This window comes from Cellvibrio sp. (genome assembly GCF_039207905.1).
Lineage (GTDB): Bacteria > Pseudomonadota > Gammaproteobacteria > Pseudomonadales > Cellvibrionaceae > Cellvibrio.
Genome location: NZ_JBCECX010000024.1, coordinates 1 through 24,180, shown reverse-complemented (window position 1 = coordinate 24,180; position 24,180 = coordinate 1). Strand labels below are relative to the sequence as shown.

Genomic DNA, 24,180 nt, shown 5'->3' with positions numbered 1-24,180 from the left:
GTAACCAGCCGAGTATTGAGAAGGTTTTATTATGAAAGTCCTTGAAGAACGTTTTGCAGTCCATCTTGATGACTACAAACACTACGACACGCAAAAACTGCGCAAGCATTTTCTAGTTGAGAATATTTTTGCTGCTGATGAAGTGCTGTTCACTTACACCCACTATGAGCGCTTGATGGTAGGCGGTGCATTTCCGGTAAACAAAGCAGTGCCATTGGAAACTTACGATCAATTAAAATCGGAGTTCTTTTTGCAGCGCCGCGAACTGGGTGCAATCAATATCGGCGGCCCGGGTAAAGTATCGGTAGACGGCGAAGTCTTTGCCATTGGAACGAAAGAAGCTCTTTATGTTGGCCGCGGCGCTAAAGAAATTATTTTCAGCAGCGACGACGCCAGTAATCCAGCAAAATTTTATTTGAACTCAACACCTGCGCACCAAACCTATCCAACCAAAAAACTCAACAAAGAAAACAGTAAAGTGTTGCAAGTAGGTGCGGGTGATACCTGTAATGAGCGCGAAATTTATCAATTGATGATCAGCACTGTGCTGGACACTTGCCAATTGCAAATGGGTATGACGGAATTAAAACCTGGCAGCATCTGGAACACCATGCCGATGCACACTCACAGCCGCCGGATGGAAGCCTATTTTTATTTTAATATTCCGGATACTCACGCTGTTTGCCATTTTATGGGCCCAGCAGATGAAACCCGCCACATCTGGGTTGGCAATGAACAAGCCGTCGTGTCGCCGCCTTGGTCAATGCACTCAGGCGTGGGTACTGCGAACTACACCTTTATTTGGGGCATGGCCGGTGAAAACCACGATTACACCGATATGGATTTCCATAAACCAAGCGACCTGAAATAAATCATCCCCAACGCAGAACATTTCGAATATGACGTTGTGAAGGTAAAAAATTATGAATCATCCATTATTTGATTTAACCGGAAAAGTCGCAGTAGTTACCGGCGCAACTCACGGTTTGGGTATGGCGATGGCGAGCGGCCTTGCCAGTGCCGGTGCAAAATTAATTATTAACGGCAACTCATCGCAAGAAAAAATCGATCACGCGGTGAATGAATATCGTGCAAAAGGTTTTCAGGCATTTGGTTACAAATTTAATGTGACCGATGAAGATCAAGTTGCAGCAGCAGTAGAGCAAATCGAGAACGACCACGGCCCGATTGACATTCTTGTTAATAACGCTGGCATCATTAAACGCACACCGCTGCTGGAAATGTCGCTGGAAGATTTTGAAGAAGTGATCAAAATCGATTTAACCGGTGTGTTCACTATGACGCGCCCGGTTGCACGCAAAATGGTTGAGCGTCGCCAGGGTAAAATCATTAATATCTGTTCAATGATGAGCGAGCTTGGCCGTAATTCTGTTGGCGCTTATGCGGCAGCAAAAGGCGGATTGAAAATGCTCACCAAAAATATGGCCACCGAATGGGCGAAATACAACGTACAAGTGAACGGCATTGGCCCAGGCTATTTTGCTACCAGCCAAACCGAACCCATCCGCGTTGACGGCCATCCGTTCAACGATTTCATTATCAACCGCACTCCCGCTGCTAAATGGGGTGATCCGGATGATCTACAAGGTGCAACAATTTTCCTCTCATCCAAAGCGAGTGATTTTGTTACTGGTCAAATTGTTTATGTCGATGGCGGGATTCTGGCTACTATCGGCAAACCAAGCAATGAAGCTTGATTAACATAAATTCAGTCAGATGTTTTCCAAGCCCAGCCTCGCGCTGGGCTTGTTGTTTCTGCAGACCGAAAAGGGTTGCCTCGGGGGATAGAATCGCTTAGTTTTGGGTCAGAATGATGAATCTGACTGTAATTCGGCGATGTTACCGGGGATATCTATGGGATTGGGAGAAAAACTAAAGGCGCAATTGGTGCACTGGCTCAACAGCCACAATTGGGAATATAGCGAGTGGGTTTACGCCGCGATTGTGGCGGGAATTTTTCTTGTTACTGCAGTTGTGCTGCATTTTATTTTGCACTCGATTATTTTGCGCGCATTCAAACGTAGCGCCTATAAAAGCCAATTGCCATGGGGCGTTGCACTACACAAACACAGTTTGTTAAAACGTATTGCGCTGGTATTCCAAGGCTTTGTGCTACTGATACAAGCGCGTATCTGGTTACCCAAAGACGAAGAAATCACCAGTCTGGTCACGACTCTGGCGTATTTATGGATAGTGTTTTATCTACTGCTATCGTTATTTGCGCTGCTCAATTTCCTCGAAGATATATTTAAATCCGAAAGCAATAAACGCAATATTCCTGTGCGCGGTATTTTTCAAAGTATCAAACTGATTGCCGCATTCATTACGTTTATTTTTGTGATTTCAATCTTGATTGGCAAATCGCCAATTATTTTGTTTAGCGGCTTGGGCGCGATGACGGCCGTGTTGCTGTTGGTATTTAAGGATGCAATTCTCGGTTTTGTTGCCGGTATCCAGCTCTCCGCAAATGAAATGCTCGCGCTGGGTGATTGGCTGGAAATGCCGAAATACGGTGCCGATGGTTCGGTAATTGATATTAGTTTGACGACGGTAAAAGTGCGCAATTGGGATAACACCATCACTACTATTCCCGCCTACGCATTAATTGCAGATTCATTTAAAAATTGGCGCGGCATGAGCGAGTCCGGTGGGCGACGAATCAAGCGCGCAATTTTTATCGATGCAACCAGCGTAAAATTTTTACAGCCGGATGATATTGTGCGCTTGCGTCGCACCGCATTATTGAGCGATTACATCGAGAAAAAAATCGCTGAAATTGAAGCCGAAAACCAACAAGCCGGTGTGGATTTAACCTCACTGGTCAATGGACGAAGACTCACCAATTTGGGCACGTTTCGCGCGTATCTGATCGCTTATTTGCGTCAGCACAAATCCATCCACACCAGCATGACCCAAATTGTTCGCCAGCTTGCACCTGAACCGACGGGTATACCGCTGGAAATTTACGCGTTCTCAAAAGATACCGGCTGGGTTAATTATGAGGCGATCCAATCCGATATTTTTGATCATGTTTTTGCCATATTGCCGGAATTTGGCCTGCGCGTTTATCAGGCACCATCGGGTTACGATGTGCAAAATATTGGACTGCAGACCGGGGCAGCGCAAAATAAAGTAATCGCCACCAATGCACCTTGAAGTTGGTGGCCTTCACCCCCACATTTGCGCCTACACCATATAGGCAACCGGGATTGATCAGGTTATGAGCGAAATTTTTATCCTGCAAAATCAGGAAAAACTCTTTCTTGGCCGACAAAACAATTGGCTGGACGGGCGCGACTTGGCGGCGCTTTACAAGACGGCGCATAAAGATGAAGCCATCAACCAGATGTTTGAGGCCAGCTCGAAAGACTATAAACAGCGCATCAAAGTGCTTAGCTGCAGCCCCAATGAAAAAGGCTTGCCCTTGATCGATCCGGAAATAATGCCCGAGCCCCTACCCAAGGTAGGCAAGGATTTATTTGAGCCGCTGGAGGCGGAGAATGCCACTGCCACTCCGGCAGATGGGCCAGCACCGCAGGGCGACTTGTCCTAAACTTTGCCCGACCCTGATCATCCGGTCTTTACCCAGCTATTATTAACTGGTTATCGTCGCTATCGCGGCCTACCTGATTGCTCTTGCAGCTAAAGGAACCTGAAGTGTCTGTATCCCAAGGTCTAACCCAAGGTATTGGGCGTGAATTGCTCGCCGCCTTTGCCGAACCGGCCAACAACGCCAGCTTGCGCGGAATTCTGCGCGGCCTGGAAAAAGAAAGCCTGCGTGTTACACCGGAAGGCACTTTGGCGCAAACCGATCATCCGCAAGCGCTCGGCTCGGCACTTACCCATCCGCATATCACCACCGACTACAGCGAAGCCCTGCTCGAATTTATTACCGAGCCCTTTGCCGATGTCGAACAATTATTGGCGCAGCTGGATGATATCCATCGCTTTACTTATCACCAACTCGCCAGCAAGCGCGAGCGCCTCTGGCCCGCGAGCATGCCGTGCATCCTTGGTAGCGATGCGGGAATTCCTGTTGCGCGCTACGGCAGTTCCAATAGCGGCAAAATGAAAACCGTTTATCGCGTTGGGCTCGGTCATCGCTATGGTCGCTCCATGCAAACTATCGCCGGTATTCACTACAACTTCAGTTTGCCCGATGATTTTTGGCGTGTGCTACAAACGCAAAGTGGCAACCAACAATCGCTGCAAGATTTTAAAACCGAACGCTATTTTGGTTTGATCCGCAATTTCCGCCGCAACTTCTGGCTGCTGATTTATTTGTTCGGTGCATCACCAGCGGTTTGCTCCTGCTTTGTTAAAAATCGCGCGCACAAACTGCAGCCATTCCCCGCTGCTGAACAAACCATGTATTTGCCCTATGCGACATCCTTGCGCATGGGTGATTTGGGTTACCAAAGCGATGCGCAAAAAACGCTGGTGGTGAATTACAACAACCTGAGCGATTATTTAAAAACCCTTTGCGGTGCGATTACCCAAAGCCATCCAGCTTACGAGCAAATCGGTGTAAAAGATGTGGATGGAAATTATCAGCAACTCAACAGCAGCTTGCTGCAAATCGAAAATGAATTTTATTCGAGCATTCGCCCCAAGCGCACAACCGAACGCGGCGAAACGGCCTTGCAAGCATTGCGTTTACGCGGTGTGGAATATGTTGAAGTGCGCTGCGTGGATTTAAATCCCTACGAACCACTGGGTATCACCATCGAACAAATGCAAGTGATGGATGCATTTTTACTTTATTGTCTGCTGAGCGATAGCCCGGAAACGGATGAGCGCGAATTTTACCAAGGCCAGGAAAACCAGAAGCGTATTGTAAACAACGGGCGCGATCCGGCACTGGAGTTATTGCGCGGCGATTCATCTGTTAGCATGAAAGATTGGGCTAACGAAATTTTGCAGGGCAGTATCGCCTGCGCCGAATTGCTCGACCAAGCCAAAGGTGGCGATGCCTATCGTCATGCACTGCAACTGCAATTGGCAAAAATCAACGATGCAGAGTTAACGCCTTCTGCCCGCGTGCTGCGCGATATGACCAGCGCCAAACAAAGTTTTTACGCGCATACACTCGCACTGGCAGAACAACATCGTGCCCATTTTGCGGCTAATGAATTAGATGCAAACAGATACGCAGAATTTGTGCAAATGAGCGAGCAATCGCTACAGGCGCAACACAAATTGGAAACTAGTCAGCAGTTGGATTTTGATCAATATCTGGAAAAATATTATTCCCAGTATCGCGGCTGTAGTTGTGAAAATTAAAAGCAGTGAGAATTAATACTGAGGAATAGAGCAGTTGCCTGATTGGCAACTGCTACAGATAGACTTTTTTGAACTGCTTATTTTTGAACTACAAAATTATTAAAGAATAAATCTGACGCAGGGCCTTTCACCGGTTTTACATCTGCAACAGAAGGAAGCACTGGTCCTGAGTCAGCATGATCAGACGCAGCTTCCTCGTGTTTTGGTTCCGCTTTTTTATCGCCACCTTTCTTGTCATCTGCGCCGTGCTTGTCATCGTGATCATCAACACTGTGGCCTTCCACTTTCAGCAGCGCCTTATTGATTTCCGCCAACGCATAGACGCGCAGATACTCTTTACCTTCCGCCGTACTGATGATCTCTTCGGTCTGCGCACTGAGGATGCTGATCAGGCGATCGCGAATGAGCGGCAAATGGTGCATCACTTCAGTGGCATCGGTACCGGTTTCCGTTCGCAATGATAATTCCGCTTTGATAAAGCGTACCTTACCCGGCCCACCGTAATTCACTACCAGCGCCGGTTCGATGGCGATGTAATTCACACCTTCGGCCACTTTAGGGCCACCGCCACTAGCGAGTGCTGGCAAGGCTGCCAACCCCATCAATGCAATAAAAAATTTAACTGCCACTTTCATACTGACTCCAAACACCTGAACTTGCGCAAGATTCTGCGCTCCAACTGACGCGATAACCGCACTTGCCCCAAAGCATAGACCATTCCGCCCGATGTACGCGGGCTTTTTGCCTGAGGCAGAGGTAATCGCACAACTGGAAATCGCTGGCTCTGGTAGCAGCTTATTGCTTACCATAAGCCCCGAGAAACACCGGCCAAACACACCAACAAATTATAAGCAGTATCCATTTTTAAGGATTCACTATGATCCCCAGTGTTCGCAAAACCAATTTCCTGATCTTTATCGCCTGTACCCTGATGATGCTCGCGGCTGCTTATATGGAGCATGTGATGAAGATGATCCCATGCTCCCTGTGTATCACCCAGCGCGGTTTTGTTGTCCTCACCGGACTATTGGCGCTTGCGGCGGCGCTGCATAACCCGGCACTTACGGGCCGCCGCGTCTACGCCAGCCTCGGGATTGTGAGTGCGATCCTCGGCGCCTGCTTCGCCGGCCGCCAACTCTGGCTGCAAAGCTTGCCTGCCGATCAGGTTCCCGCCTGCGGTCCTGGCCTCTCTTATATGTTCGAGGTATTCCCCTTTATGGACGCGCTCAAGCTGCTGCTGCAGGGCGATGGCAACTGCGCCCACGTGGATAAAATCCTTGGCCTGAGCCTCGCGGCATGGACATTTATCGCGTTTATTGGCCTTGCTGGCGTGAATCTTTACCAAGTGTTGCGCAAGCGTGACAAACTGGCCTAGGTGTCTTGCCCAGATGGATGAGATGGCCTATTGTGGCAACTCAAAATCAATAGCAGTCTGTTTACGTTTTTCTGGAGCCGATGAGCGGCTCCACTGAAGACCAACTGCGCAGCACACGCATAGGATGTCCGGATGTTAGAGAATTGCAAAACCGCCAAAGAGCGCTGGGGTGGCGTCAGTGAAATTATTGACCGCTGGCTGGAAGAACGTCAGACAATGCTGGTGCAATACTGCGCATTGAGCGGACTGGACCAGGATCTTAGCGATATACAACGCGGTGAAAAGTTGCGCAGTTTCTGTCAGATTCTGGTGGATTATGTGTCAGCCGGGCATTTTGAAGTTTACGATCAACTGATCAAAGAAGGGCGTGAGTTCGACGATGCCGAGGCGCTACAAGAAGCCGGCAAGCTGTACGACACCATCGATACCACTACCGAAAAACTGCTCGACTTCAATGATAAGTATCTGGAAACCGACGACCTCAGCTCTATCAGTGCTGACTTGTCACATCTGGGTGAAGCGCTGGAAGTTCGCTTCAGTGCTGAAGATCGCCTGATCTCGGTATTGCATACCTCGCACAAAGACCTCGTTAGTTAGGACTTTGCTGCAAAGCGGGATTGATGGTATAAACCATTAAATCCCGACCATAAAAAAACCCGCATTACGCGGGTTTTTTATGGGTTGCAGTTAAGCAATCCTTATTTCTTGGCAGCCGCTTCTGGCGCTTTGATTTCCAGCAATTCAACTTCGAAAATCAAAGTTGATGATGGTGGGATTGGGCCTTGACCGCCAGCACCGTAAGCCAATTCTGATGGGATTACGATTTCCCACTTGGAACCTTGTGGCATCAATTGCAGAGCTTCAGTCCAACCTGGAATTACACCGTCCAGAGGGAAAGTAGCTGGTTGACCGTTTTTGATAGAGCTATCAAATTCAGTACCATTGATCAGCTTACCAACATAGTTAACAGTAACAGTGTCAGTTGCTTTTGGCTTGGCGCCTTTACCTTCGGTGATCACTTTGTACTGCAGACCGCTAGCAGTGGTGGTCACGCCTTCTTTCGCTTTGTTTTCGTCGAGGAACTTTTTGCCTTCAGCAATGTTGGTTTCGCTCAGCTTCTTTTGTTCTTCTTCTTGCTTAGCCATGGCTTTTTGCTGAACTTCTTGCATGATCTTTTGCATATCTTCTTCGCTGATGCGAGAAGGCTTGCCATCACGGATGTCAGTCAACGCCAATGCCAGTGAATCAGGCTCAATAGTCAGGCCGCCGTTTTGCAGGTTTTTGCCCAGGTTTTGACCAATGATGTAGTTGGCTTTTTGTTCCAAAGTAGTCAGCTTCGCGCTGTCATCAACCGGTTTTGCTTCTTCTTTACAGCCAATCAGGCCAGCAGTAGCAGCCATCAGGCCAACAACCAATAAACGTTTGTTAAACATAATGCACCTTATTAGTAATCATTGATTTGTAATCGTTGTCTGTGTGAAGCAAGCGTACCGCTCGCTTGGTCCTAGCCGACACCTTACTGCGGCGCCAAAGCAGGCGGCAATGGTATACCAACTAAAACCAAATGTGCGCGTTTTTAGCGCCAGCCTACGCGAAACACCCGACCAAAGTGTGTACTGCCCCCCATTTACTGCAGGGCGCGCAAAGTTGCCTTGCGACAGAACCGTTTCTGACTCCACCTTGGTAACAAAGTTCAGCTGCACATCTATGCTACGGGTCGATATAGATTCCAGCCATATTCCCCATCACTAAGGCATACACTTTTTGCCAAGGCACAGCTACAATTCGCCCGAAATGCAACGACACGTTTGCCGCCGACACTATTAGATTTTCCAACGCTTTTTCACACAGGTATTTTTTATGGCCGCGCCCAAAACTCCAAAAAATTCGGTTGCCGAATTGGAACAAGAAATCGCTAAACTCACTGCTGCACTGGATAAAGCACGCGCACAAGAATTAACGGCTGCGCAAAAAGCAGTAGCTGCTGAACAAAAAACGCTGGCAAGTGCCAAGAAAAAAGCAGCGGATTTGGCCGCAAAAGACAGTAAAACCCCTGCAGCTAAAGCGCGCTTGAGCCAAGCCAAAAAAGACCTGGCCGCACAAACCAAAGCGGTTGCTGGCGCACAAGCAGCGCTGGGCAAATTAAAATCAGCGCAAGCCGCAGCAAAAGAAGTTGCCAAAGCGGTTGCTGAGCAGCTCAAAGGCAAGACCAAAAAAGTTGCCAAAACTGCAAAAGTAAAACCCGCCAAAGCTGATGCTGCTGCACCAGTAGCGGCAGTCAAAAAAGAAAAAACAACTGCAAAAAAAGCGGTTAAGAAAACTGCCGCAGTTGAAAGCAAACCAGCTGTACCTACCGCAAAACCGAAAGCGGAAAAAGCGAAAGTAGAAACCAAAAAGCCAGCTGCTAAAAAAGCAGCAGTTAAGCAACCGGCAGAAACTGCAGTTGCCGCTGTAGCGCCAGCACAACCCAAAGCTGAGCCAAAAGCTGAAGTAAAAAAAACGGCGGCAAAGAAACCAGCAGTGAAAAAAGCCCCGGCGAAAAAGCCAGCCGCTAAACCTGCTGAAAAATCTGAAGTAGCTGCACCTGCACCCGTTGTTGAAGCACCGGAAGTTGTTGATGCTCCATTGCCCGGTGAAGTTCCACCTGCGATTGAAGCTCCAGTAGTGGCAGAAACCACCACAGTGGAAACGCCAAACGCCGAAACGCCAAAAGTAGAAACCAATGTGGAATCACCCGTTGCAGACAACACTCGTCTGCCATTCGATGATGACAAAGGTTCATTGAACTAAAAATTCATTGAGCGAAAAGACTTAAGTAATACCATTAAAAAAGGGCGCCCTCTGCGCCCTTTTTTAAGGCCGGAAAATGTATTTGCTATCGACTAACAATCACTGCCAAACAGCTCCAGCAACTGCGTAATTGTTGTATCTGTGACACTCAAATGATGCAAATAAAAGCGCACATTACTCCAGCCCGACGTAAAATCTATCCCGTGATCCGGATGGTCATCCCAGCTCGATACCAACGACTCCAACCATAATTGCAACTGCTTTTCGGCCAGCAACTCCGCCTGTTTGATTTGCGTGCGCACCGCTTCGATACTCGCGTCTTCCACACCAAATTCAACTTTCATCCTGCGCCGCAATTGCCGCAGGGGCACCACGTAATGCTCGTCCCAACCGCGAATACGCTTTTGCGCGCTGTGCAAACGCCCGGCATCGAGAATCAGGCCGCGAGCATCCAGCCAGGCGCACCATAACAACAGGTTGACGTTGACTCCCTGCTCGTCCTGCAATTGCAAACATTGATTGGCGACGCCGGGGCGCGCATAAAGATCGAGGGAGAACTCCCACAAACCGGAAGGATGGGTAGATGGAGCTGAGGGCATAACAAAAATCCGCTAGCAGGGGTTTGGGGCAAGTCTGCTAGAATGCGCGCCATGATTCAATTACAAAACATCTCCGTGCAACGCGGCACCAAATTTTTATTGGATGCCGCCGATCTCACCATTTATCCGGGCCAGAAAGTCGGTTTAATCGGCGCCAATGGCACCGGTAAATCCACCCTGTTCCAATTGTTGCTGGGCATATTGCACAGCGATACCGGCAGCCTCGATATCCCCAAGCAATGGCGTATCGCGCACATGGCGCAAGAGGTTGGTCATACCTCGCGCAGTGCGCTCGATTATGTGCTGGATGGCGATAGCGAATTGCGCCGTCTGGAGCAGGAAATTGCCGAGGCGAATGCCGACCCGGAACACAACGGTGAAAAACTCGCGCATCTGTATAGCGATATGGAAAACATCCATGCCTATACGGCGCCCTCGCGCGCGCAGCAATTGCTGAATGGCTTGGGATTTGCTGCGGGCGACGATAAACGTCCAGTATCGGATTTTTCCGGTGGCTGGCGAATTCGTTTGAACCTCGCGCAAGCGCTCATGTGCCCATCCGATTTATTGTTGCTCGATGAACCGACCAACCACTTGGATCTCGATGCAACCCTGTGGCTGGAAGAATGGCTCAAGCGCTATCCCGGCACCTTGATTATTATTTCGCACGACCGCGACTTTCTCGACAATATTGTCGACCGCATTGTGAATATCGAAAAACAAAAACTCGATAATTACAGCGGCAACTACTCTGCGTTTGAACGCCAGCGCGCAGAAAAGCTGGCGCAGCAGCAGGCGAGCTTTGAGAAGCAGCAAGAGCGTATTGCACACGTCGAAAGTTATATCCGCCGCTTCCGTGCACAGGCGACCAAAGCACGCCAGGCGCAGAGCCGGATTAAAGAGTTGGAGCGCATGGAAAAAATTGCGCCCGCACATATCGATTCACCGTTTAGTTTTACGTTTAAGTGTAACGACAAAATGTCGGTGCCCTTGGTGCACATTGCACGCGCCGATATTGGTTACGGCAGTAAAATTATTCTCAATAAAGTCGAGCTGGCAATTCGTGCTGAAACACGCATTGGTTTGCTCGGCCCCAACGGCGCGGGTAAGTCCAGTCTGGTAAAAACACTGGCAGGTTCACTGCCACTGATTACCGGTGATCGCACTAACGGCGAACATTTTAAACTCGGTTATTTTGCCCAGCATCAATTGGAAGCCCTGGATATTAATGCCTCGGCGGCGCTTCATATCCAGCGTTTATCGCCCATGGCACGCGAACAAGAGATTCGCGATTTCCTCGGCAGTTTTGATTTCCACGGCGACCGCGCATTTGAACCTATCACTCACTTTTCCGGTGGAGAAAAAGCGCGGCTGGCGTTGGCGATTATTGCCTGGGAAAAACCCAACGTATTATTGCTCGATGAACCGACTAACCATCTCGATTTGGAAATGCGCCATGCATTAACCATGGCACTGCAAGAATTTGAAGGTGCAGTGATTGTGGTATCGCATGATCGCCATTTATTGCGCAACACTGTGAATGAATTTTTATTGGTGGCCGATGGCAAAGTCAGCGAGTTTGATGGCGACCTGGAAGATTATTACAAATGGATGCAGCAGCAAAAAACCAACGCTGCGGTAGCTGAAAAAGAAACCCTTGTTGCAAATGAGAATGACAACAAAGTTGATAAAAAAGCCCAGCGCCAACAATCAGCAGCGCAGCGCGCGCAGTTAAAGCCGCTGACTAATAAATTAAAAAGCCTCGAAACTCAACTGGAAAAACTGCAGAAGCGCTTGGGCGAAATCGAAGCCCTGCTGGGTGACAGCGCAATTTACGACGATAAAAACAAAGCCAAGCTGCAAGAGCTGATCGCTGAACAAGGCAAGCTGCAAACCCAAGTGGAAGAAGCGGAAGAAAATTGGCTGATGGTCAGTGAAGAGCTTGAAGCAGCAAGCCAATAAAATCGGAGAATTGCTTTCACCAAACAATAAAAAAGCCGGCAACAATGCCGGCTTTTTTATTACCCGAAAATTGTTAGCGCATTAGAAGTTCATGCGCAAACCAACAGCAACCTCTGATGATTCAGTGCCTACACCCGCATCACCGGTTACAGAAAGATTTGGAGCAAACCAATACGCCACACCACCACTTACGATGGTATTGCCATCAAATGCGGTGTGGTGAGCCAATTGTGCTTTACCTTCAAGGTTATGTGCGAAAAAGCCACGCACGCCCACTGCCGCGATCAAACCTGAATCGCTGTTGCCGTGATCAACAGAAGTATTTTCTGCGCTCAGGGTTCCGTAGATGCTCGAATCAGCACCGAACAATGTACGGTAACCGATACCTGCACTGTAGTTTTCTGAGCCGCAGCGGCCGCCACTCACATCGCTCAAAGAACCCACCACAAAAAAGTCACTGTTCAATGCGTAGCTACCCGCGATACGCAAACCATCCTGGCTGCAATCGGAATCGTCTATTTCCTGGTCAACATATTGCAGACTGGCGTAGTTGTAGCTGATGGCACCGCGTGCCATTACGCTTGCACTGGCAAACACACTTACCGCTGCAAGTGCATAGGTCATTTTCTTGATTGAATTTTTCATAGTATGGTCTCTCCGGTATGGTCGCTTGCTACGATGTTTAATCATCGAAATAACAGCGGTAATGTTAAAACTGAAATTCAAAAGTGATACTAGGTTGCGAGGATGAATGAATCCTGAATAAGTGATGGGTAATATTTTTGCGCGCGCATTATCTGACGAAGTTTGCGCAGGATAAGTGCGGCAGTTCTCGAATCGCTATTTGCCAACACCACGCCTCCCGCAAAATATTATCCATTCATTTTCGTTGGCAAATTTCGCACAGGACAAATACAAATGATGTGCGGAAACACACTTAGGAAAATATTTCATTGATGATTTAGTTTTCAAATTGGTTATTTATTTTTCAAAAGCGAACAAATTAAATAAATCCGTTAAAAAACGGATTTATTTATTAAGTTATGCAGTGAATTTATGTTGCAGATTTGCAAATCGATTCTGTGTATTCATTTCGCACATCATGATCACAGAAAAGCCAGATCAATAACCTATTTGCGTAATACCAGGATCATCGGCAACCGGTGTTGCATGCACATGCAATATCCGGCGGCCTTCCATATTTTTGATGCGGAAGATGTGGCCAGCGAGCGTAATTTCTTCATCGACGACCGGCACATGCTGCAGTTGCTCAAGCATTAATCCACCGAGGGTAAAATAGTCGCCATCGCCGCGATCAAGTTTAATATGCAACAGCTCTTCAAGTTGTTCGAGCGAAATACTGCCGTCGAGCATCCAACCATCATCTGCTTGAATGGCCAGCGGTTCATCGTTGGTATCGGCCAATTCACCGGCAATCGCTGCCAGCAAATCGCCGGTGGTTACCACACCTCTGATACTGCCGTATTCGTCGATCACTATCGCCAGCGGCAAGGTTTCCTGACGCAACATCTCCAGCACTTTCAGTGCGCTGGTACCTTCGGGTACAGCGAGCGGTGATAGCGCCAATTTAGCGAGATCGAGTGGTTGGTTATCGAGCGCGGCGGTTAACAAATCGCGGCTTTGCACTACACCGAGCAAATTATCCAATTCATCGCGCGCGACTAGTAATCGGGTTTGCGGCGTGGTTTTGAGGATCTCCAATAATTCTGCCGGTGTTGCGCTGGCATCGACCCAGACAATATCCGGACGCGGCGTCATCAACGATTGCACCGGGCGATCAGATAGCTGCAACACACTGCGGATCATCGTGCGCTCGCTGTGCTCAAATGCCAGCTCTTCGCTATCGGATGAGGTCATGCCCGCGATGTCGTGGCCGACTTCATCCGCATTGCTTCGTCCGCCCAATAATTTTAAAACTGCTTCGGCGGTGCGATCACGCAGTGGTCGTTCGCCGATCAAATTACGTGTGCGGTTGGAACGCGCCAATTGGTTGAACACTTCGATAAGGACCGAGAACGCAATCGCACCGTACAAATAACCTTTGGGGATCTCAAAGCCTGCGCCTTCAGCCACCAGGCTGAAACCAATCATCAGCAGGAAGCCGAGGCAGAGCATCACCACCGTTGGATGGCGATTTACAAAATCCGTCAGCGCTTTACTGGCGACGATCATGATGATCATGGCTATCACCACCGCGATCATCATGACTTCCACGTGTTCAACCATACCCACAGCGGTGATCACCGCATCGAGCGAGAAGACCGCGTCGAGCACAATAATCTGTGCAACTACCGCCCAAAATGCGGCGTGTACTTGGGTATTGCGCGGCAAATGCACCTTACCTTCAAGGCGCTCGTGGACTTCCACCGTGGCTTTGAACAGCAGGAATAGTCCGCCCAGCAACAGGATCAGATCGCGGCCGGAAAGGGATTTATCGAAGATGCTAAACAGTGGCTCGGTCAGGGTGACCAGCCAGGAAATACCCATTAACAGCAGTAAACGCATCAGGAGCGCGAGGCTCAAACCAATCACGCGCGCTTTATCGCGCTGGTGCGGGGGAAGTTTGTTGGCAAGGATCGCAATAAAGATCAGGTTGTCGATCCCCAGCACGATTTCCAGAACTATCAGGGTTAACAATCCCAGCCAAGCGCCGGGATCCGCTATCCATTCCACGATTATTTCCTCAGGATTAAATCAAACGATCAATAAGTGCGAGGGTGGTCTTGAACAAGACCCACACCAAACCGCTCAGGAATACCCAACTGGCGATGCCGATACCCAGCCCCGCCAGCACGCACACGCCGTCGCGCTCAATCAACCCGAGGGAGATAAACAGAACCCCTAGCGCTGGCAGCAGGTTGCCAAGCGGAATAGGCAGCGCCAGCAGGAACGCCAGCAGAAAACAGAACGCGCCTAACCAGCGCTCGGCATTGCCCTGGGTGAGAAAGGCGATACGCGGTTTCATCAATTTTTCGATACGCTGCAGCCAGGGTACAACCTTGGTGATCAGCTTTTGGAAGTCCGCCGTCGCCAGCGAGCTGTTAGCGATAAAGCCCGGCAGATAAACACGGTCATGACCCAGCGCCATCTGCGCTGCAACGAATAGCATCGGCAGGCCGGTAATGGTCGAAACGCCGGGAATGCCAAGGATAGGTAAGGAGTTGGGCAGGGCGAAAATCAGCAGGATAAAACCGAACGAGCGCTGCCCCAAGGATTCGGTGATGTCGCGCACCCGCACCCGTTCGGCGCTAAAGTTTGCGGCAAAAGCCAATAACAAGGAGGATAAACTGGCACTAGAATGACGCTGGGCAGGAAGTCCAGGGTCGGGTTCAGACAAAGGCATTGAGAAACCAGATGTTATAAAGATGGCTGGATTCTACTGTAGTCCGGATGACAATGCCTAGCGCGCCGGTCGCTGGTTGCGAAACTTTACGCTTTTTAAACCCGCAAAACCCCTAAGATTCACCATGGTTCCGCCATTCACAGAGGCAATGCAGTGCAAATCCGTTTTATCGATTCAATCCGCCAGATAGATGCCGCGCAGTGGAATCGCCTCTGCCCGTCGGACTACCCGTTTATCCGCCACGAATTTTTGGCAGCACTGGAAGATACCGGGTGCACCACTGCAGCAACTGGCTGGCAGGTGCGGCATTTATTGGTGAGCGAGGGCGAACAACTTATTGCGGCTATGCCCGGCTATATCAAAACGCACTCCTATGGTGAGTATGTGTTTGACTGGAGCTGGGCCGATGCTTATCGCCGCTACGGTTTTAACTACTATCCGAAATGGATTAATGCAATTCCGTTTACGCCGTGCACTGGCCCGCGTTTATTGTGCACCGCCGAATATCACACACCGACTTTGATTGAAAATATCAGCAATTCGCTAACGGCCTTGTGCGAAGAACAAAGGCTATCAGGCTGGCATTGTTTATTTCCTGACGGTGACCTGAGCGTACAATTACGTGAACAGAAAATTCCGCAGCGCATCGGCTGCCAGTTTCATTGGTTTAATCGCGACTATAAAAACTTCGCCGATTTCCTCGCACAGATGAGTTCACGCAAACGCAAAAATATTGCGAAAGAGCGACGTCAGGTACAAGAACAAGGCTTCAGCTTTGAAACAAAAACCGGAACAAATTTAAGCACCGCTGATTGGGAATTGTTTTACGCGCTCTACCGCAATACCTATTTAAAACGCAGCGGTCACAAAGGCTATTTGTCAGAGGCGTTTTTCCAGCAACTCGGCGCGAGCATGAGTGAAAACCTGGTGATGATCTGCGCGCGCAAGACCGATGATATTCACGCGAGCGAGGTTGTTGCGGCCTCTTTATTTTTGCGCGACAGCACAACAATTTACGGGCGTTACTGGGGCTGCTTTGAGGAGTACCAATTCCTGCATTTTGAAACTTGTTACTATCAGGGAATTGATTACGCTATCGCTAACCAACTGCAACGTTTTGATGGTGGCGCACAGGGCGAACATAAAATTGCGCGCGGCTTTGAGCCAGTGATTACCTGTTCCAATCACTGGATTCAGGAACCCGGTTTTCGCGCAGCGATTGAAAATTTTATCGAAACTGAAGCAGCCTCCATTCAGGCCTACGCAGAGGATGCCCGCGCCCACTTACCCTTCAAACAAACCGATACCGAATAATCCGCCCCAAAAAAATGGCGCAACCAGTGCGCCATTGTTTACAGTTTGCCGATAACTACACTTTAAAACTATCGATTTGTTTTTTCAGTTCGCCGGTTTCGTTAATCAACTGGCTACCACTGTGATTGACGATCTGCGCGTTCTCTACCACATTTTCAGACAAGCCGTGAATCGCGGTAATATTTTTACTCACCTCATTGGCCACCGAACTTTGCTGATGCGATGCAGTGGCAATTTGATGATTCATATCGTTAATGATGCCGATATTTGCACGGATCTTATCGAGCGCACCACCTACTTTTGAAGCAGTATCAATCGTTTCACGTGCCGATGCGGTACTGGTATTCATCGCTTGATGCGCTTCATCGGCCGCACGCTGCAGTTGCACGATAATCGACTCAATTTCTTCCGTTGATGAACGGGTTTTTTGCGCGAGTGAACGCACTTCGTCAGCCACTACCGCAAAACCGCGCCCTTGTTCACCGGCACGCGCGGCTTCAATCGCCGCGTTCAATGCGAGCAGGTTAGTTTGTTCAGCGATAGTGCGGATCACTTCCATTACCGAGCCGATATTGACTGAATTATTTTTCAGCACCTGAATTTTTTGCGCAGTGGATTCAATTTGCCCGGTGAGGCGATTTACGTTTTCAAGCGAAAGATTAACGATAGTGTTGCCTTCTTCGGCAAGAATACTGGTAGCGTTAGTGCGCTCGGCAGTATCACCGGCGTGACGCGCAATTTCCGTCGCCGATGCGGACAACTCTTCTACCGCCGTCGCCACCAATTCAATTTCGCGCAATTGTTGTGAAGTGGAATTCACTGTGCTTTCGGTGGCGCTACTCATCTTATTGACGTTGACACGCACCTTGTCATTCACTTGCACCACATTGCGAATAATATCGGCGATATGTTCCATCACCAGATTAAAGTTATGCGCGAGTGCGGCGATTTCATTTTTACTGGCAGTTGGCAAACGACGGGTTAAATCTCCACCCCCACCAGCAATAGTCGCAAGTGAACGAGTTACTTCATCGACCGGCGCCAACACCAAACTGCGAATCAAAATATAAACAGTAATCAAACTTGCCGCCAAAAGGGCGAGCACCGTCAACGCACTGGTTTCAACCTGCGAGCTAAGCGTATCGCTCAACTCTTGCGTGGAAAAACTGATGTCATAACTGCCAATCGTGCTGCCGTTATACACAATCGGAATGTCTTTGCGCGTGATCTGATTTTCACTGCGATCATCGTCTGTTGCCTGCGCTAGCGATTGGCCGCGATGGTCAACCACATTGACCGAAGTAACCAGTGATGTATTGACGAGGGATTTTGCGATAGCTTCGACCTGTTGGAAATCGTAAGCAAATACTGCCTCCAGAATTGAGCTGTTAGTCAGCGCGATCATCGCCGAGGTTTCGGCCTCCAGCTTTTTTTGCTGATCGCTTGCAGCAACACGATAATTAATAAACATCACGATTACGGCGATAGCCACCATGGCTGCAAACAGCACCGCCATCAATTTGGTGAGCAAAGATTTTTGTACCATGGTTCCCCCGAATAGATTCGGCTATTAGAGTTATTGGGATGTCGCTTGTTATTGGCGGCAGGCCAGCATCAATCTTGACGCGACTCGGTCATCATCTGATGCGAGGGAAGGCATGCCTTTTTTCGGTATACAGACAGAGTTATAAGTGAGCTGTAGTAGTGGACCTGTGGCTTGATCGGGCTTGCCACTGGCTGTTTGTATACCAGTTAGCAGAGTATAGACACAGCTTTTCAAAGCTGCCTTAGCGGGAAAAGAAGATCTAAAAAGATGTTTTTGATGCCGAAAAGAATCTAGAAAGTTATATCAGCGGGATATAAAAAAGGCGGGAGCAAAGAAGGAAATATCAAACAGCGGGCGCGATTGCCCGCTGCCTGTTAACACTGACTGGACTTAATCGTCACCATCACCGTCTGGATCGTTACCACCCGCCATACCCAACTCTTTGAGTTTGCGCGTCAGGGTGTTGCGCCCCCAGCCGAGCAAGTTAGCGGCATCGCGTTTACGGCCAGCGGTGTATTTCAATGCAGTTTCGATCAACGCGCGCTCGAAAGTCGGCACCGCCTCGCTCAGTAACTGGTGTTGACCGCGGGTCAGCGCCTGATCAGCCCAATGGCGCAGGGCTTTTTCCCAATCATCCGCCGGGGTGCTGGTCTCTTTGTTTTCGAGCAGCTCGGGCGGCAAATCTTCAATATGCACTTCGCGCCCGGACGCCATCACCGTGATCCAGCGACAGGTGTTTTCCAACTGACGCACGTTACCCGGCCATTGCAAGGTGCAGAAATACTCTTCGGTTTCCGGCAGCAACACTTTTGGATCGACGTTCAATTCAGTCGCCGCTTTATGCAGGAAGAAGCGCGCCAGCTTGGGGATATCCTCGCGGCGGTTAGCCAGCTTGGGGATATGGATACGGATGACGTTCAGACGATGGAACAAGTCCTCGCGGAAGCGGTTATCCGCCACCAGGGTTTCCAGGTTTTGGTGAGTAGCGGCGATGATACGCACATCCACTTTCACTGGTGTATGACCGCCCACGCGATAAAACTCGCCGTCGGCCAATACGCGCAGCAGACGGGTTTGAGTCTCGGCCGGCATATCGCCGATTTCATCGAGAAACAATGAGCCGCCGTTAGCTTGCTCAAAACGCCCCTGGCGCTGTGCCGCCGCACCGGTAAAGGCGCCTTTTTCGTGACCGAAAAGTTCAGACTCCATCAGATCTTTAGGAATGGCCGCCATGTTCAGCGCGATAAACGGCTCGTTGCGGCGCGGACTGTGGCGGTGCAGCGCACGCGCCACCAGTTCTTTACCGGTTCCCGACTGACCGTTGATCAGCACGGTGATATTGGATTGCGACAAACGGCCAATCGCGCGAAACACCTCTTGCATCGCCGGTGCTTCACCGATGATTTCCGTATTGGTGTCCAGACTGTTTTCTGGCGCGTGCTCGCTTTTTTGTTCCTGCGCGTGGGCAAGCGCGCGCTGGGTTACGGCGACGGCGTCATCCACATCAAAAGGCTTGGGCAGATACTCAAATGCACCGCCTTGGTAGGCCGCTACGGCACTGTCCAGATCGGAATGCGCCGTCATAATGATGATCGGGATTTGCGGATGCGTGCTGTGCAGGTTGCCGAGCAAGGTCAGGCCATCGGTACCCGGCATACGAATGTCGCTGATGATCGCATCGGGCGTATCGCGGTTGAGCTGGCTCATGGCACTGTCGCCCGAGTCAAACACGCGGGTTTCAATATTCGCGCCTTGCAGGGCCTTTTCCAGCACCCAGCGGATCGACCGATCATCGTCAATAATCCAGACTTTATTAGACTTCTGCATGTTGTGCTTCCATTGGTAAGTAGAGCGAGAAGCGGGTTTTGCCCGGCTCGCTTTGGCACTCGATGAGGCCATGGTGTTGATGGATAAGGTGTTGTGAAATGGTCAAGCCCAGACCCGTGCCTTCAGCGCGACCGGAGATCATCGGGTAAAAAATGTTTTCGATCATATCGGCCGGAATACCGGGGCCGTTGTCGATAATGTCGATACGGCAGATCAGCGCGTGGTGCTTGCGGCCAATGGTGTACTGGCGTTGGATACGCGTGCGCAGTTGGATCACACCATTGAGGACATTCGCCTCCACCAGCGCCTGCATGGCGTTGCGTACGATGTTCAGCAGTGCCTGGATCAGCATCTCTTTATCGCCTTGCATCGGCGGAATACTTGGGTCGTAGTCGCGCACGATCTTGATCGCATCGCTACTTTCGGCCTTGATGATATTGGCGACGCGCTCAATCGCCTCGTGGATATTGAGCGATTGCCATTTGGGCAACTGGTTGGGGCCAAGCATGCGATCAACCAGATTACGCAGGCGATCCGCCTCATCGATGATGATATTGGTGTATTCAGTCAAGCCGGAATGAGGCAGCTCACGCGCCAACAATTGCGCCGCACCGCGAATTCCGCCAAGGGGATTTTTGATCTCATGCGCCATACCACGCACCAGATTGCGCGTGGTTTCATGGGAGGTAGTGAGCATTTCTTCACGGCTGATCCGCAGCAGGCGATCAATCGGCTGGATCTCGATAATCAAACCATCGTGATTGCCAAAGGGGGTTACGGTGTAATCGACTGTGATCGAACCACCGCTGAGTAAACGCCACTCAGCATGGCGCTTGGTGTAATGATTGGCCTGCGCCGCCGCGATCTTCAGCTGGCGGTCAGTCTCATCGGATTCATAGAAAAAATAGGTGATAGGTTCGCCGGTATTGCTCTCGCAGCTCATGGCGAGCAGCGCTTCAGCAGCAGGATTCATATGGCAGAGCAGAAGATCGGTATCCACCAAAATAATGGCGGTACTTAAGCTATCCAGTATGGGTTTGTAGATATCGCGCGGACTCACCAGCTACTGCTCTCCTGAACGCCTCGACAATGGGCATGGAGGCTCCTGCAAAAACCAAACCAAGTGAGGAATTGGCCTAATTCTGCGGGTTTAGCGGCAGTGAGCGTCCATTTTAGGGCTTTTCAGGAAAACTATAGCACCAAAATGGTGCGATCATTTTGGCTTGGGCTTTGGAAGGGCATTGGTTTTAATATTTGGGCGAATAACGTTCACGATTACGGGCGCTGAAGTGCCCAATGATTGACCATTCTGGTCGATTGCCTCAACCACCAATGTATGGGTGCCGCGCGGGACATCTTTGACGATGATATTGCCCATTGTGGTCTCTTCCAGCATTTCGCCATTCATAAAGAAAACCAGCAAATGCCCTTGTTGTAGACCAGGGTTCACGGTGACGGCAATACCCAAATCGCGCTGCCCCACGGGAATACTCACGTCGTTACGCGGGCTGATAATGTCAATTTTATAGTTGAGCGCAGCGGGCTGCGATTGAACGGAATCCACCGGTGAAGATTGGGGCAAAGGCTGCGCCCCGGGCACAGTATTAATTTCGCGCAGCTGCAACTTTTCGGCATTTTCCGTTTTAGGTTTGTCGGTATAAACCGTACGCCCGTCCTTATCGACAGTTTTGTATACATCTGCAGCCACCCAAGGGGCGATCAATACCAGACACAATAAAAAGATGCGCATAACCCTATCCTCACGATGCTCTTGCCCAAGAGTAGCCTTACCGTGGACAAAGAAAAAGCCCGCAAAGTTTCCTCTGCGGGCTTTTTCTGAAATGTTTCGCAGTTTTGCCGGCGAACCGGCAAAACCAGACTCATTACACGCTGCTCTTAAACACTGTAGTAGAGTTCGAATTCTACTGGGTGCGGAGTCATGTTGATGCGTTGGATTTCTTGCTTCTTCAGGTCGATGTAAGCATCGATGAAGTCTTTAGAGAATACGCCGCCAGCCAACAGGAACTCGTGGTCAGCTTCCAGAGATGCCAAAGCTTCTTCCAGAGATGAACACACTTGTGGGATTTCTGCTTCTTCTTCCGGCTCCAGATCGTACAGATCTTTGGTCGCTGCTTCGCCCGGATGGATCTTGTTCAGAACACCGTCGATACCGGCCATCAGCAATGAAGCGAAGCACAGGTATGGGTTAGCAGTTGGATCAGGGAAACGGGTTTCAATACGCTTGGCTTTCTCACCAACAGTGTAAGGAATACGGATAGACGCTGAACGGTTACGTGCAGAGTAAGCCAGCATTACTGGAGCTTCGAAGCCTGGAACCAAACGCTTGTATGAGTTGGTAGAAGCGTTACAGAAAGCGTTCAGTGCTTTAGCGTGCTTGATGATACCGCCAACGTAGTACAGAGCGGTTTCAGACAGACCAGCGTAAGCGTCGCCAGCAAATTGGTTTTTGCCGTTCTTGGAGAAAGACTGGTGAACGTGCATACCTGAACCGTTATCACCGATCAAAGGCTTCGGCATAAAGGTAGCGGTTTTACCGTACTGGTGAGCAACGTTGTGTACGCAGTACTTGAGGATCTGTACTTCGTCCGCTTTCTTAACCAGAGTGTTAGCGCCTACGCCGATTTCACATTGGCCAGCGTTAGCAACTTCGTGGTGATGAATTTCGATTTCCAGACCCATCGCTTCCATCGCGTTACACATAGCGCCACGGATGTCGTGCAGAGAGTCGATTGGAGCAACTGGGAAGTAACCGCCTTTTACGCGTGGAGCGTGGCCGTGTTTACCTTCGATGTCGTCACCTGATTGCCATGCAGCTTCTTCAGATTTGATCTTGTAGAAAGCGCCGCCCATACCTGAGTGGAAGTGAACGCTGTCGAAGATGAAGAATTCTGGCTCTGGACCAAACAGAGCTACGTCGCCCAGACCAGTTGATTTCAGATACTCTTCAGCGCGCAGGCCGATAGAACGTGGGTCGCGGTCGTAACCTTGCATAGTTGCAGGCTCAACGATGTTACAACGAACGTTGATGGTAGCTTCGTCGTAGAAAGGATCCAGAACGGCAGTTGAATCGTCTGGCATCAGGATCATGTCTGAGTCGTTAATACCTTTCCAGCCAGCGATAGAAGAACCGTCGAACATCTTGCCATCAACGAAGAAGCTATCGTTAACAACGCTTGATGGGAAAGTCACGTGCTGCTCTTTACCTTTGAAATCGGTGAAGCGCAAATCAATCCAGCGAGCTTCGTGTTCTTTGATCAGGTCTAAAGTCTTAGACATTGAATGCCTCCAAGTTGTAATAGCCCGAAGGCTACGATTATGAAAAATTGTTATTGCGCTGATAAACAATCCTGAAGGACGGTCTACCGAAAAATTTTCCCCACTTCATCCGGGCTCGCGACTCATTTCGGTGAGCGGGGCAAGACTAGGGTGTCAGAAAAGGGGCAAAATATATGCCATTTAAAATAAATAGCAACACACCAGTAAAAATAAGGCTTTCCAGCAATAAGGCGGATCAAGATTTAGCGCGATTGCACCAAATAAATGCACTAAATTTTAAAATTGCACCATTAATGAACATTATTTGTCACTTCAATCTCGCTACTTTGGCTGCCCTGCAAAGCGAGCGCTAGTGTGCCAGTTGCGTGCGCCAAATTGCATCATTTTTTGCTTCTATCAGCCTCCATTTACATAAGACTTCATCGCCACTCCTCTGGTATAGGGTTTTGGCTAAATACCCTATAGTGAATATCTATAAAGTTTGGTTCGAGTGGCGCACAAAATCGCTGTAGCCTGCGCCGCGCAGCTATATCGGCGCACATAAAAATACACAAAACCTATAAGAACCAAGGGCTTCCTAAAATGCACATGACAACAACAGAAATCTTCCTGATCGCGATGGTGATCATTTTCACGGTTCCCTACCTGATCTGGCGCCTCGGCCGCACTGATTACTGGGCACCGCTCGTAGTAGTACAAATCATTATGGGGATTGTGCTCGGCCCAGGCGTGCTGGGAAATGCGTTCCCCGAGTACTACACCTTTGTGTTTAACCCCGATGTCATCAAGTCGCTCAACGGTA

At 49.6% G+C, this 24,180-nt stretch carries 22 protein-coding genes and 1 pseudogene; 12 read left to right on the top strand and 11 right to left on the bottom strand.

The features are described 5' to 3' along the window. Positions 1–31 precede the first annotated feature (31 nt). The 5 genes from kduI to gshA all read left to right on the top strand — a co-directional run bounded on the left by kduI (position 32) and on the right by gshA (position 5,304). A complete protein-coding gene (gene kduI, locus AAGC78_RS14770; RefSeq protein ID WP_435784864.1) occupies positions 32–871 on the top strand; it encodes a 5-dehydro-4-deoxy-D-glucuronate isomerase in 840 nt (279 codons plus the stop codon). A gap of 52 nt (positions 872–923) precedes the next feature. Next, entirely contained in the window at positions 924–1,718 is a 795-nt protein-coding gene (locus AAGC78_RS14765; protein ID WP_435784863.1) for a gluconate 5-dehydrogenase, read from the top strand. Between the two features lie 157 nt (positions 1,719–1,875). After that, positions 1,876–3,177 carry a mechanosensitive ion channel family protein gene (locus AAGC78_RS14760; RefSeq protein ID WP_435784862.1) on the top strand — a complete coding sequence of 434 codons (1,302 nt, stop codon included), beginning with the start codon at positions 1,876–1,878 and terminating at the stop codon, positions 3,175–3,177. Between the two features lie 64 nt (positions 3,178–3,241). Next, positions 3,242–3,574, top strand: a complete 333-nt coding sequence (locus AAGC78_RS14755; protein ID WP_435784861.1) for a hypothetical protein — start codon at positions 3,242–3,244, stop codon at positions 3,572–3,574. Positions 3,575–3,678: 104 nt separating this feature from the next. After that, positions 3,679–5,304 (top strand): glutamate--cysteine ligase, encoded by a 1,626-nt coding sequence (gshA, locus tag AAGC78_RS14750; RefSeq protein ID WP_435784860.1) that lies wholly within the window; start codon positions 3,679–3,681, stop codon positions 5,302–5,304. A gap of 77 nt (positions 5,305–5,381) precedes the next feature. Here gshA and AAGC78_RS14745 read toward each other — a convergent pair whose 3' ends face one another. Continuing rightward, positions 5,382–5,939 carry a flagellar basal body-associated FliL family protein gene (locus tag AAGC78_RS14745; protein WP_435784859.1) on the bottom strand — a complete coding sequence of 186 codons (558 nt, stop codon included), beginning with the start codon at positions 5,937–5,939 and terminating at the stop codon, positions 5,382–5,384. 242 nt (positions 5,940–6,181) lie between these two features. Here AAGC78_RS14745 and AAGC78_RS14740 point away from each other — a divergent pair, with 242 nt between their 5' ends. Together AAGC78_RS14740 and rsd are read left to right on the top strand one after the other, a co-directional pair. Continuing rightward, on the top strand, positions 6,182–6,679 hold the full coding sequence (locus tag AAGC78_RS14740) for a disulfide bond formation protein B (protein ID WP_435784858.1): 498 nt from the start codon (positions 6,182–6,184) through the stop codon (positions 6,677–6,679). A 132-nt stretch (positions 6,680–6,811) separates the two neighbouring features. Further along, a complete protein-coding gene (rsd, locus tag AAGC78_RS14735; protein WP_435784857.1) occupies positions 6,812–7,276 on the top strand; it encodes a sigma D regulator in 465 nt (154 codons plus the stop codon). 101 nt (positions 7,277–7,377) lie between these two features. Here rsd and AAGC78_RS14730 read toward each other — a convergent pair whose 3' ends face one another. Further along, entirely contained in the window at positions 7,378–8,112 is a 735-nt protein-coding gene (locus AAGC78_RS14730) for an FKBP-type peptidyl-prolyl cis-trans isomerase (protein WP_435784856.1), read from the bottom strand. Positions 8,113–8,539: 427 nt separating this feature from the next. On the opposite strand from AAGC78_RS14730, the gene AAGC78_RS14725 reads away from it, so the two are divergent. Continuing rightward, the gene (locus tag AAGC78_RS14725; protein ID WP_435784855.1) at positions 8,540–9,469 is read left to right on the top strand and encodes a hypothetical protein; all 930 of its coding nucleotides are present in this window, start codon (positions 8,540–8,542) and stop codon (positions 9,467–9,469) included. 92 nt (positions 9,470–9,561) lie between these two features. Here AAGC78_RS14725 and AAGC78_RS14720 read toward each other — a convergent pair whose 3' ends face one another. Then, on the bottom strand, positions 9,562–10,068 hold the full coding sequence (locus AAGC78_RS14720) for a TIGR02444 family protein (RefSeq protein WP_435784854.1): 507 nt from the start codon (positions 10,066–10,068) through the stop codon (positions 9,562–9,564). Positions 10,069–10,119: 51 nt separating this feature from the next. Between AAGC78_RS14720 and AAGC78_RS14715 the strand changes: the two genes are divergently transcribed. Further along, positions 10,120–12,030: an ATP-binding cassette domain-containing protein gene (locus AAGC78_RS14715; RefSeq protein ID WP_435784853.1), complete on the top strand. Its 1,911-nt coding sequence runs from the start codon at positions 10,120–10,122 to the stop codon at positions 12,028–12,030. A gap of 81 nt (positions 12,031–12,111) precedes the next feature. On the opposite strand, the gene AAGC78_RS14710 is transcribed toward AAGC78_RS14715, so the two are convergent. From AAGC78_RS14710 to AAGC78_RS14700, 3 genes are all read right to left on the bottom strand, one after another. Further along, positions 12,112–12,675, bottom strand: a complete 564-nt coding sequence (locus tag AAGC78_RS14710) for a hypothetical protein (RefSeq protein ID WP_435784852.1) — start codon at positions 12,673–12,675, stop codon at positions 12,112–12,114. Positions 12,676–13,152: 477 nt separating this feature from the next. Further along, entirely contained in the window at positions 13,153–14,724 is a 1,572-nt protein-coding gene (locus AAGC78_RS14705; protein ID WP_435784851.1) for a TerC family protein, read from the bottom strand. A 16-nt stretch (positions 14,725–14,740) separates the two neighbouring features. Next, positions 14,741–15,394 carry an exopolysaccharide biosynthesis protein gene (locus tag AAGC78_RS14700; protein WP_435784850.1) on the bottom strand — a complete coding sequence of 218 codons (654 nt, stop codon included), beginning with the start codon at positions 15,392–15,394 and terminating at the stop codon, positions 14,741–14,743. Positions 15,395–15,547: 153 nt separating this feature from the next. On the opposite strand from AAGC78_RS14700, the gene AAGC78_RS14695 reads away from it, so the two are divergent. After that, positions 15,548–16,708, top strand: coding sequence for a GNAT family N-acetyltransferase (locus AAGC78_RS14695; RefSeq protein ID WP_435784849.1), 1,161 nt, complete (start codon positions 15,548–15,550; stop codon positions 16,706–16,708). 55 nt (positions 16,709–16,763) lie between these two features. Here AAGC78_RS14695 and AAGC78_RS14690 read toward each other — a convergent pair whose 3' ends face one another. The 5 genes from AAGC78_RS14690 to glnA form a co-directional block, all read right to left on the bottom strand. Then, the gene (locus AAGC78_RS14690) at positions 16,764–18,254 is read right to left on the bottom strand and encodes a methyl-accepting chemotaxis protein (protein ID WP_435784848.1); all 1,491 of its coding nucleotides are present in this window, start codon (positions 18,252–18,254) and stop codon (positions 16,764–16,766) included. Between the two features lie 390 nt (positions 18,255–18,644). Further along, the gene (gene glnG / locus AAGC78_RS14685; RefSeq protein ID WP_435784847.1) at positions 18,645–20,081 is read right to left on the bottom strand and encodes a nitrogen regulation protein NR(I); all 1,437 of its coding nucleotides are present in this window, start codon (positions 20,079–20,081) and stop codon (positions 18,645–18,647) included. Next, positions 20,068–21,141 carry a nitrogen regulation protein NR(II) gene (gene glnL / locus AAGC78_RS14680; protein WP_435784846.1) on the bottom strand — a complete coding sequence of 358 codons (1,074 nt, stop codon included), beginning with the start codon at positions 21,139–21,141 and terminating at the stop codon, positions 20,068–20,070. Before glnL ends, glnG begins: the two co-directional genes overlap by 14 nt. Positions 21,142–21,294: 153 nt before the next feature. Further along, positions 21,295–21,831 carry a DUF4124 domain-containing protein gene (locus tag AAGC78_RS14675; protein WP_435784845.1) on the bottom strand — a complete coding sequence of 179 codons (537 nt, stop codon included), beginning with the start codon at positions 21,829–21,831 and terminating at the stop codon, positions 21,295–21,297. A 146-nt stretch (positions 21,832–21,977) separates the two neighbouring features. After that, a complete protein-coding gene (glnA, locus tag AAGC78_RS14670) occupies positions 21,978–23,378 on the bottom strand; it encodes a type I glutamate--ammonia ligase (RefSeq protein ID WP_435784844.1) in 1,401 nt (466 codons plus the stop codon). Positions 23,379–23,551: 173 nt separating this feature from the next. Here glnA and AAGC78_RS14665 point away from each other — a divergent pair, with 173 nt between their 5' ends. Both AAGC78_RS14665 and AAGC78_RS14660 read left to right on the top strand, forming a co-directional pair. Then, positions 23,552–23,731 (top strand): hypothetical protein, encoded by a 180-nt coding sequence (locus AAGC78_RS14665; protein WP_435784843.1) that lies wholly within the window; start codon positions 23,552–23,554, stop codon positions 23,729–23,731. Between the two features lie 229 nt (positions 23,732–23,960). After that, positions 23,961–24,180, top strand: a pseudogene (locus AAGC78_RS14660) (cation:proton antiporter); the annotation flags it as partial.